Below are 10581 nucleotides of genomic sequence, written 5' to 3' on the forward strand. Positions count from 1 at the left end.
GCCCAGCCGCGCCTCGGCCAGGACTTCACCGCCGCAACGGTCGATCATGCCACCGTCGTGATTGCCCGTGATCCAGACGAACCGCCGCCGGGCGGTCAGCGCGCCGAATGCCGGCAGCACCAGCTTGGTCGCGCTGGCGACGAAGCAGCGGCGCGCGACCAGCCGCCCGCGCACCGCTACGCGCAGCTTGGGGTGCCAGTGGCCGGACAGCTCCGCCGCGACCTCTGCCGGGTCGGCTTCATGGCGCAGGATCAGGTCGCCCAGCCGCGCCTCGGCCAGGACTTCACCGCCGCAACGGTCGATCATGCCAGCGTCGTGATTGCCCGTGATCCAGACGAACCGCCGCCGGGCGGTCAGCGCGCGCAGGCCCGCCTGCACCGCTTGCGGCAGTCGCTCGCAACCGGCGGCGTCGTGGAAACTGTCGCCCAGGCACCAGATTTCCGCCGGGTCGCACCGCGCCACCACGCCCTGCAGCGCCGCGAGCGTGGCGAAGCTGTCATATGGCGGCAGCATCTGCCCCTTGCTGGCGAACCAGCTCGCCTTTTCGAAATGCAGGTCGGCGACCATCAGCGCCCGGCGCGCGGGCCAGTAAAGCGCGCCCTCCGCCATCGCGGCAAAGGCATGATCGGCGAACGAAAACGGAACCATCGCCCCGCTATGCCGCGCGGCGGTGCCACGCGCAACGCCGATCAGCGCATCATCCGGGCCATCATGCCCGGCGATCGTCCGGGTCGAGGGAGCAGGAAGCGGACTTCGCGATTGGGGAAATCGATCCGCACCTGTCGAAACAGCTTCATCGCATCCATGCCAAGGAACAGCGCGGGCCGGTCATCCAGTTTCAACCGCGAGAAAGGCGCCACGTCGGCAAAGGCGACCGGCAGCGCCCGCACGTCGATTCCACCGATCTTGACGCGCGGGACGATACGATATTGAGCCGTGATGATGCCGCCGGTGACGCTCATGATCTGGATCGGCAGACCGGCCGTCGCTTGGTCCTCGACCAGTTTCAACAGCGCCGAATTGCCGACACTGACCGACGTGCCGGTATCCAGCACGACGCTGATCCGCTTGCCGGCATAGCGCGCATCGGTGACGATCAAGCGGCCCATCATCGACTTTGCTGTCACCACGATTTCGTCCGGGGCGGCCGAGCGCTGGCGGCGGCGCGATTTCTGCACATGCATCCGCCGCTGGTCGAAATCGATCAGCAGCGCGTTGTTGGCCAGGCTGTCCAGCCCGACCAGCCCGTCAGCACCCAGATGAACGGCTTCCAGTTGCGGCGCCTGAATCGCGGTCGCGCGGGGCACCGCGTCGATCTCCAGCGACGCGATCTGCACCGTCGAAACAGGCACCACGCCCGTCATCGCGGCGACATTGACGGTGCGGCCCACCGACAGGCCCAAGGTCGTCGCGGCCTGTCGCGAGATGACGGTGCGCTCCGCGCCGGTGTCGATCACGAACTGGAACGGCCCGACACCATTGACGCGCACGGGCACGCGCATCCGCTCCTCATGTTCGGCAAACGCCAGATACTCGCCCGCTTCTTCCAGTATTTTCAGCGGATCGGGCGGCGCTTGCGCCTCCTGCGCCGCGCCGCCGCCCGACAGTGCAAGCAATAGCGCGGCAGGGGCGCAAAGGTGCAGCATAAACGCAGCATAACATGCAGCGCACCGGCGCGAAAGCAGCGCCCCGCCGGTCTTTAGTCCACTCGCATTGCCTCGTTCGCCAATGCCTCCGCCTCGATCAGCAATTCGTCGTCCACGCTTCCCTGCGCCACCCGCTCACGTCCGATCAGCACCAGCACCGGCACCGCCAGCGGGCTGACTCGCTCAAGGTCGACATGCACCATCGTGTCGGCGGCGCGGTCGAGCAGGTCGGCCAGCCGCCCCACATCGGTCATCCGCGCGCGCGCATCGTCCCAGGCGGCCTGAAGCAGCAGATGGCCGGGTTCGTATTTCCGCAGCACGTCGTAAATCAGATCGGTGGAAAAGGTCACTTGCCGCCCGGTCTTCTTCTTGCCGGGAATCTGCCGCTCGACCAGCCCGCCGATCACCGCCACTTCGCGGAACGCACGTTTCAGCAGGGCCGAACCCTGCACCCATTCGACGAACTCATGTTCCAGAATGTCGGGCGAAAACAGCGCGGCCGGGTCGGTTATCGGCTCAAGCCCGTAACAGGCCAGCGCATAATCGTTGGACACGAACCCCATCGGCTTCAGCCCCATCGCCTCCATCCGGCGGGTGATGAGCATTCCCAGCGACTGGTGCGCGTTCCACCCCTCGAAACTATAGGCGACCATGTAATGCCGCCCCTCACGCGGAAAGGTCTCCACCAGCAACTGCCCCGGTGCGGGCACGACCGACCGGCGGTCCTGCATCTCCAGCCAGTCGCGCACATCGTCCGGGAAGCGCGCCCATTCGCCGCGGTCGTGCAGGAAGGTGCGGACCCGGTGCGCCAGATTGGTCGACAACGGCATCCGCGCACCGACATAGGTGGGGATGCGCGCAGGGCGCGCGGTGGCGCGCACCAGCAGGTCCAGTTGGTCGATCCGCTCGACCTCAAGGCTCATGCCCGCAAAGAAGAACGTGTCGCCCGGCGACAGGGTGGCGGCGAAATATTCCTCCACCGTGCCCAGCGCACGGCCGTTCTTGAAGCGCACATTCAGCACCGGCGCATCGACAATGATCCCCGCGTTCAGCCGGTGTTGCGTCACGAAACGCGGATGGCTGACGCGCCACAGCCCGTCCGCGCCCCTGGTCAGCCGCTTGAACCGGTCATAGGCGCGCAGGGCATAGCCGCCATCGGCGATGAAGCCCAAAACCCGCTCGAACATGTCCGCGTCCAGCGCGGAATAGGGCAGCGCCGACTGAACCTCCGTCAACATTGCTGCGGCGTCGAACGGCTCGGCACAGGCGCACGCCATCAGATGCTGGGCCAGCACGTCCAGCGCGCCGGGACGGAAAATGTCGGGGTCCAGTTCCCCCGCCTCTACCGCGTCCAGCGCCGCGCGGGCCTCCAGATATTCGAACCGGTTGCCGGGGACGAGGATCGCCTCCGACGCTTCGTCCAGCCGGTGATTGGCCCGCCCGATCCGCTGGAGCAGCCGCGACGATCCCTTGGGTGCGCCCATCTGGATCACGCAATCGACATTGCCCCAGTCGACGCCCAGGTCGAGGCTGGCGGTCGCGACCAGCGCGCGCAGGCGACCATCGGCCATGGCCCCTTCGACCTTGCGCCGCGCTTCCACCGCAAGACTGCCGTGATGGACGCCCATCGGCAGATTGCCGTCATTCACTTTCCACAGATCCTGAAAGATCAGCTCGGCCAGACTGCGGGTATTGCAAAATACCAATGTGGTGCGATGCCCCTCGACCTCGCGCATCACCTGCGGTGCGGCATAGCGGCCCGAATGGCCCGACCATGGCACCCGGTCCTCCGGCAGCAGGATCGAGATATTGGGCGGCGCGCCGGCCTCCCCCGTCACCAGCGACACGGTGTCGATGTCGCCGTCCGGGGCCAGCCACGCGCGATAACCGTCAGCATCGGCCACTGTCGCCGACAGCGCCACGCGGCGCAGCCCCGGCGCGAACCGCTGCAATCGCGCGAGTGTCAGCGACAGCAGGTCGCCGCGCTTGCCGGTGGCAAAGGCGTGCACCTCGTCGATCACCACCGTCCTCAGCCCCGCGAACATCGCCGCGCTGTCAGGATAGCTGATGAGCAGGCTGAGCGATTCAGGCGTGGTCAGCAGGATGTGCGGCGGCTTTGCCCGCTGCCGCGCCTTGCGGTCGCTGGGCGTGTCGCCGGTGCGCGCCTCGACCGTGATGGGCAGGCCCATCTCCTCAATCGGGATCAACAGGTTGCGGCGAACATCGACCGCCAGCGCCTTGAGCGGGGAGATATACAGCGTGTGCAGCCCATCGTGCGGGGCTTGTGTCAGTTCGGTCAGTGTCGGCAGGAACCCCGCCAGCGTCTTTCCCGCGCCCGTTGTCGCCACCAACAGCGCGTGACGCCTGGCGCGCGCGGCGGCCAGCATGTCGGTCTGATGGCGACGCGGGCGCCAGCCGCGCTTCGCGAACCAGTCGGCAATGACGGGGGGCAGCGAAGTCGCGGGGTCAGCGGGCACGCCGGTTATCTAGGCACCCTGCGACGTTCCGCCAGCCCTGCCCGCGTCATCGCGCGTCGTTGGCGTCGTCCTCACGACTTTGCTCGTCATACATTTTGCGCGTGGCGGACTCAGTGCGTTCGATATCATGGGGATTGCCCTTGTTGCGAACCATCGCCCAGATGATCGCAAGTGCCAGCACGATCGGCCCGACAATGACGAGGACGCCCCAGATACCGCTTTCGTCGAAAGACATGATCCTCTCCTCGGTTCTATTCACCGGCAACGCGCCGTATGCCGCTTTCGATCCCGCTTGGTTTCGGCCGCAGCCGTGCCCATATCATGCCGATGCCCGCATTCGGCCGCTGGATCGACCCCCGCCCGGAGGGCATCTACATCCCCGCCGCCGATGCGTGGATCGATCCTTCCACCCCTAAATCGCGCGCGCTGGTGACGCATGGCCATGCCGATCATGCGCGCGGCGGCCATGGGCAGGTCTGGGCCACGCCCGAAACACTGGCGATCATGGCCGCGCGATATGGCCCGCAAAGCGGCGTCGCCGTGGCTTATGGCAAGACGATTCGCATGGGCGATGTCGAGGTCGGCTTCGTGCCTGCCGGCCATGTCCTGGGTTCCGCTCAGATCGTGCTGGATCATGCGGGCGAGCGCGTCGTGGTGTCGGGCGATTACAAGCGCCGCCCCGACCCCACCTGCGCCCCGTTCGAACCGGTGCCGTGCGATGTGTTCGTGACCGAAGCGACATTCGGCCTGCCCGTATTCCGCCACCCCGAAACGCGGGACGAACTGGCCAAGCTGGACGCCGCCCTTCGCGCCGAGCCGGATCGCTGCGTGCTGGTCGGCGCCTATGCGCTGGGCAAGGCGCAGCGGGTCATTCGCGAGCTTCGCGCCATGGGGCATGACGACCCCATTTACCTGCACGGGGCGCTGCAACGACTGTGCGACCTGTATGTCGAGCACGGCGTCGAGCTGGGCGAGTTGCGCCCTGCAACCGATGCGGGCAAGGACGAGCTGCGCGGGCGCATCGTCATGGCGCCGCCGGGCGCGCTGAACGACCGCTGGTCGCGGCGGCTGCCCGATCCGATCACCGCCATGGCATCGGGCTGGATGCGCGTGCGGCAACGCGCACGCCAGCGGCAGGTGGAATTGCCGATCATCCTGTCCGACCATGCCGATTGGGACGAACTGACCGCTACCATCCGTGAACTCGCCCCGCGCGAGGTTTGGGTGACGCACGGGCGGGAGGATGCGCTGGTCCACTGGTGCGCGCAACACCAGATCAAGGCGCGCGCGCTGGAACTGGTCGGGTTCGAGGACGAGGACGATTGAGCGATTGATTGTTGCGGTTCCGGCAGCCAATCCGTTTCGCGCGAAACCGCATTGCCCCGGCCGCCACCGCCCGATAGCGTTCAGCCTGACATAACAGGAGGTTCGCCTTGCCCATTTCCCCGCGCCTGCTTCTGACCGCCGTCCTGATCCTCCCGCTGCCGCTGACGGCCGCCGTCGCCCGGAACGCGACCACCACACAGGATGTACAGGCGGAGGATGCGCGGCTGAATGCGTTCCTCGATTCCGCGTTCGACGCCAGCATCGCGCTCAGCCCGGAATCGGTGACGTCGCTGGGCGGCAAGGCGAATTACGACAAGCTCGATGATTATACCGGCGCGGTCGCGGACAAGCGGATGGTGATGGCCGAGCAGACGCTTGCCCAGATGAAGGCACAGTTCGACCCCGCGCGGCTGGGCATACAGGGCAAGCTGACCTATCGTCTGTTCGAGTTTCAGGTCGCCAACCAGCGTCGCCAGCACCGGTGGCGCGACTACAGCTTCCCGGTATCGACCAACGGCAGCCCGGCGGGCGAGATTCCCGTTTTCCTCATTAACCAGCACCGCGTCACCAGCGTGGCCGATGCCGAAGCCTATATCGCGCGTATCCGCGAGACCGATCGCGTGATGCGCGAAGTCGCTGCACGGATGCGCGTGCAGGCGACGAAGGGCATCGTGCCGCCGCAGATGGTGTTTGGCCCCGCCCGCGCCGATGCGAAGAAGGTGCTGGTCGGCGCGCCCTTCTCCAGCGGCCCAGACAGCACGGTGATGGCCGATTTCGCGAAGAAGGTCGCCGCGCTCGACGCGCCGCAAGCGACCAAGGCCAAGCTGCTGGCCGATGCGCGCACCGCGCTGACCGGCCCGTTCAAGCGCGGTTACGACACGCTGTTCGCGGCGCTGGACGAGATCGAGGGCAAGGCAAAGGGCAATAACGGCGCGTGGAGCCTGCCCGCTGGCGAGGCCTATTACGCGGCACGGCTGTATAACTTCACCACCACCGATCTGACCGCCGAACAAATCCACCAACTGGGCCTGCGCCAAGTGGCGGCGATCGGGGCCGAGATGGATGCGGTTCGTCAGCAGACGGGTTTCAACGGCGACCGCAAGGCGTTCTTCAACTTTATCCGCACCGACCCGCGCTTCAAATATGAAAATTCCGAAGCCGGTCGCGAAGCCTATCTGAACGACGCGCGCGCGCTGATTGCCGAAGTGATGGGCAAGGCCCCGCAATATTTCAGTGTGCTGCCCAAGGCGCCGCTGGAGGTCCGCGCGGTGGAAAAGTGGCGGGAGGCGACCGCATCGACCGCCTTCTACAACCGCCCCGCGCCCGATGGCTCGCGGCCCGGCATCTTCTACGTCAACCTGGCCGATATGAGCCAGGTGCAAAAGGTCCAGAACTCCGGCATCGCCGCGCATGAAGGCGCGCCGGGCCATCATTTCCAGATCGCGCGCGCGCAGGAACTGACCGGCCTGCCCAAATTCCGCAAGCTGGGCGGATACAGCGCCTATACCGAGGGGTGGGGCCTGTATTCGGAACGACTGGCAGACGAAATGGGCGTCTATAAGGACCCCTATCAGCGCTTCGGGATGCTCTCGCTTCAGATGTGGCGCGCGATCCGGCTGGTGGTCGACACGGGCATGCACGCCAAACGCTGGACACGCGAACAGGCGCAGCAATATTTCCGCGACAATTCGCCGCTGTCCGAAATCGACCTGAAGCGCGAAGTCGACCGCTATATGAACAATCCGGGTCAGGCGACCAGCTATATGGTCGGTCAGCTCAAGATCGCGGAACTGCGCGCCCGCGCCGAAAAGGAGCTGGGCGCGAAGTTCGACATTCGCGACTTCCACGAAGCCGTGCTGGCGAACGGCATGATGCCGCTGGAAGTGCTGGAGCAGGTGGTCGGCGACTATATCGCCGCGAAAAAGGGTTAATGCCGATGCGCCAACCCGGATCGCGGTCCGGGGTGGCGCATCGTTATCAATCCAGCGCGCGCACCCGCACCACGGCCTTGTCCGGCCCGTCACCTGCCAGCGCGCGTTCGATCACGGCGTCGTGCTCACCCGCCTCGACCGCCAGCTTGTGCTTTTGCAGGAACGCGCGGAAAGCGTCTCGTGGCATTTCGTTGACCTCATTGCCGTCGAGCGGAATCGCTGTGCCGTTATAGCGGACCTCGACCGACAGGCCGTCCGGCGCCTTGATGACCTTGGCCGGAGCCTCGGCGTCATCGTCGCGGTGCTGCAAGCCGGCATCCTCGATCGCCTCGGCGATTTCGGCGCGGGCCTGTTCGATACCGGGTTCGGAATGTTCGACCGTCATATCCACCTCCTTGTCAAAGGCAGAACGCGCGTCGCGCCTAAAAGCGCCCGCTGATTTGGCGATACGGGCCAAGGCCCATTGCGCGGCGTCGCGCACGACCGCGTCGTCATCGGCCAACAACCGCTCGACCGCCGGGACCAGTGCCGCATCGCCACCATTGCCGGCCGCGATCAGACAGTTGCGGACCATGCGGTTGCGCCCGATGCGCTTGATCGGCGAGCCAGCGAACACCTGCCGGAACCCGGCATCGTCGAGCGCCAGCAATTCATCCAGCGGCGGCGCGACCAGTTCGGCGCGCGGGCGGAACGCGCGATTGGCGGCGGCGGATTGCGCGAACTTGTTCCACGGGCATACCGCCAGACAATCGTCGCAGCCATAGATGCGATTGCCCATGCCGGTGCGGATATCCTCCGGCATCGGCCCGTCATGCTCGATCGTCCAATAGGAAATGCAGCGCCGCGCATCGATGCGATAGGGCGCGGGAAAGGCATTGGTCGGGCACGCCCGCTGGCACGCATCGCACGACCCGCAACGGTCGCGCCCCGCCCCCTCGCCCGTCAGATCGAGCGTCGTATAGATCGCGCCCAGAAACAGCCAGCTGCCGTGATCGCGGCTGACCAGATTGGTGTGCTTGCCCTGCCACCCCAGCCCCGCCGCTTCCGACAGCGGCTTTTCCATGACGGGGGCGGTATCGACAAACACCTTCAACTCGCCGCCTGCCTCGGCCACCAGCCAGCGGCCCAGCGCCTTCAGCGCCTTTTTTACCACGTCATGATAATCGGCACCCTGAGCATAGACCGAAATGCGGCCCACATCGCCCCGGTCTGCCAGCGCAAGCGGATCGACGGCGGGAGCATAGCTCATGCCAAGCGCGATGATACTGCGAACCTCGGGCCACAGGCCGGCTGGGCTGGCACGCTGTTCGGCGCGGCCCTCCATCCACATCATGCTGCCATGGCAGCCCTCCGCCAGCCATTGGCGCAATCGCTCGCCGGTGCGCGGCGCGGCATCGGCGCGCGCGAACCCGCAGGCAGCGAAACCCAGTTCGGCTGCCTTTGCGCGGATACGGTCCTCAAGCGACTTGTGCTGTGCCACATCGCCCCGCTACCAGCTTGTGGCCGCAGAACGAAGCATCGCCATGCGATCGGCGGGAACCGGGGGTTTGGGTTGGTTACACCGGCACTCGCACTGGAAGCACAGGGACTGGTCAAACGCTTTGGCGACCGCCGGGTGGTGGACGGCATCGATATCGCGGTGCCCGTCGGCGCGATTTACGGCGTGCTGGGTCCCAATGGCGCGGGCAAGACGACCACGCTTCGCATGTTGCTGGGCATCCTCGAACCCGATCAGGGCACGCGCACGCTGTTGGGCCATAGCCGTCCGCGCGAGGCAAGTGACCGCGTCGGCTATCTGCCCGAAGAACGCGGCCTGTATCCCAATATGCGCGCCAAGGACGCCATCGCCTTCATGGGCGCGCTGCGCGGGCTGGATTGGCGCACGGGGCGGAAAAGGGCAGAGACGATGCTCGCCGATGCCGGTCTGGGCCATGCGGCGGAGGAAAAGATCCGCAAGCTGTCCAAGGGCATGGCCCAGTTCGTCCAGTTGCTGGGATCGGTGGTCCACGAACCCGATTTCCTGGTGCTCGACGAACCGTTTTCGGGACTGGATCCGGTCAACCAGGAACGGCTGGAAGCGCTGATCCGCGCCCAGCGCGACCGGGGTGCGACCATATTGTTTTCCACCCATGTCATGGCCCATGCCGAACGGCTGTGCGACCGTCTGACCATCATCGCGCGCGGCCGGGCGCGGTTCGAGGGGAGCGTGGCCGATGCCCGCGCCACCCTGCCCTATCGCGCGCATTATGTGCCGCATTTCGCGCATGATGGTCTGAGTGCGTTGTTGCCGGCCGATGCCGTGCGTGACGGTGATGGCTGGCGCTTCATCGTGCCCGACGAAGGGATCGAGCCGCTGCTGTCCCGTCTGATCGCCGCGGGGCACGGCATTTCCGGCCTGTCGATCGAGCGCCCCAGCCTGCACGACGTGTTCGTCCGCATCGTCGGTCCCGAAGCGCTCGACATGGGGGAAGCGGCATGAGCCATTCGACGCGCCTGATCCGCCAGACGCTGACCATCGCGCACCGCGATTTCCGCGCGACGGTATTCACGCCGACATTCCTGCTGTTCCTGTTCGCCCCGTTTCTGTTCATGGGGCTGTCGGGCCTGATCGGCAGTCTGGGCGCGGCAAGCCTTGCCGAACGCGGCACGCGCAACCTGCGCGTCGTGGCCGTCGCGTCGCCCGCCGACCGCGATGTCCTGATCGCCGCCGATCGCAGCCTGCGCGCCTTGTTCGGCGAACGCGAGGCGCCGCCGACGCTGGAACTCCGTGCCGCCAACGGCGATCCCGAAACGATCGCCCGCAACAATTTCGGACGCGAGGATGTTCAGGTCGTCGCTGTGCTTTACGGTCCGCTCGAACGCGCGACCGTGCTCCACGCGCCGGTCGGCACCCGGTCTTCGCGCTATCTGGCCGGCCTGGCCGAACAGGCGCTGCGGATCAGGGACGGCGGCACCGCGCCGCTGGCCGCCGTGCGACAGGTCGAGATGCGCGACGCGGTCGCCGGTCCCGTTGGACGCGACGAAGGCGGGTTCGCCGCGGTGTTCGCCCTGTTTTTCCTTACGCTGTTGCTGGCCGGGCAGGTCGTTTCCTCGATGGCGGAGGAACGGTCGAACAAGGTGATCGAGGTGCTGGCCGCCGCCGTCCCGCTGGAGGCGGTGTTCCTGGGCAAGCTGATCGGCATGTTCGGCGTCGCCCTGTTG

The 10581-nt window shown here is 66.5% G+C and carries 7 protein-coding genes and 2 pseudogenes; 4 read left to right on the forward strand and 5 right to left on the reverse strand.

The window, feature by feature from the left end:
- From pdeM to VL973_RS02665, 4 genes are all read right to left on the reverse strand, one after another.
- The coding region (gene pdeM, locus VL973_RS02650; RefSeq protein ID WP_325282484.1) for a ligase-associated DNA damage response endonuclease PdeM at nt 1-648 on the reverse strand (648 nt) is incomplete at its 3' end.
- A gap of 41 nt (nt 649-689) precedes the next feature.
- Nucleotides 690-1646, reverse strand: coding sequence for an aspartyl protease family protein (locus tag VL973_RS02655; protein WP_325282485.1), 957 nt, complete (start codon nt 1644-1646; stop codon nt 690-692).
- A gap of 53 nt (nt 1647-1699) precedes the next feature.
- Nucleotides 1700-4087 carry a ligase-associated DNA damage response DEXH box helicase gene (locus VL973_RS02660; RefSeq protein ID WP_325282488.1) on the reverse strand — a complete coding sequence of 796 codons (2388 nt, stop codon included), beginning with the start codon at nt 4085-4087 and terminating at the stop codon, nt 1700-1702.
- An 82-nt stretch (nt 4088-4169) separates the two neighbouring features.
- Complete coding sequence (locus tag VL973_RS02665) at nt 4170-4358, reverse strand: hypothetical protein (protein WP_325282486.1); 189 nt, start codon at nt 4356-4358, stop codon at nt 4170-4172.
- Between the two features lie 92 nt (nt 4359-4450).
- Between VL973_RS02665 and VL973_RS02670 the strand changes: the two genes are divergently transcribed.
- The gene (locus VL973_RS02670) at nt 4451-5449 is read left to right on the forward strand and encodes a ligase-associated DNA damage response exonuclease (RefSeq protein WP_325282489.1); all 999 of its coding nucleotides are present in this window, start codon (nt 4451-4453) and stop codon (nt 5447-5449) included.
- Nucleotides 5450-5556: 107 nt separating this feature from the next.
- Entirely contained in the window at nt 5557-7380 is a 1824-nt protein-coding gene (locus VL973_RS02675) for a DUF885 domain-containing protein (RefSeq protein ID WP_414712184.1), read from the forward strand.
- Nucleotides 7381-7822: 442 nt separating this feature from the next.
- On the opposite strand, the pseudogene queG reads toward VL973_RS02675, so the two are convergent.
- Nucleotides 7823-8860 (reverse strand): annotated as a pseudogene (gene queG, locus VL973_RS02680) (tRNA epoxyqueuosine(34) reductase QueG); the annotation flags it as partial.
- A gap of 72 nt (nt 8861-8932) precedes the next feature.
- On the opposite strand from queG, the gene VL973_RS02685 reads away from it, so the two are divergent.
- Both VL973_RS02685 and VL973_RS02690 read left to right on the forward strand, forming a co-directional pair.
- Nucleotides 8933-9859, forward strand: coding sequence for an ABC transporter ATP-binding protein (locus VL973_RS02685; RefSeq protein ID WP_325282487.1), 927 nt, complete (start codon nt 8933-8935; stop codon nt 9857-9859).
- Nucleotides 9856-10581 (forward strand): annotated as a pseudogene (locus VL973_RS02690) (ABC transporter permease); the annotation flags it as partial. The gene VL973_RS02685 and the pseudogene VL973_RS02690, both read left to right, overlap by 4 nt.

The organism is Sphingomonas sp., assembly GCF_035490575.1.
In the GTDB taxonomy this organism is placed as follows: domain Bacteria; phylum Pseudomonadota; class Alphaproteobacteria; order Sphingomonadales; family Sphingomonadaceae; genus Sphingomonas.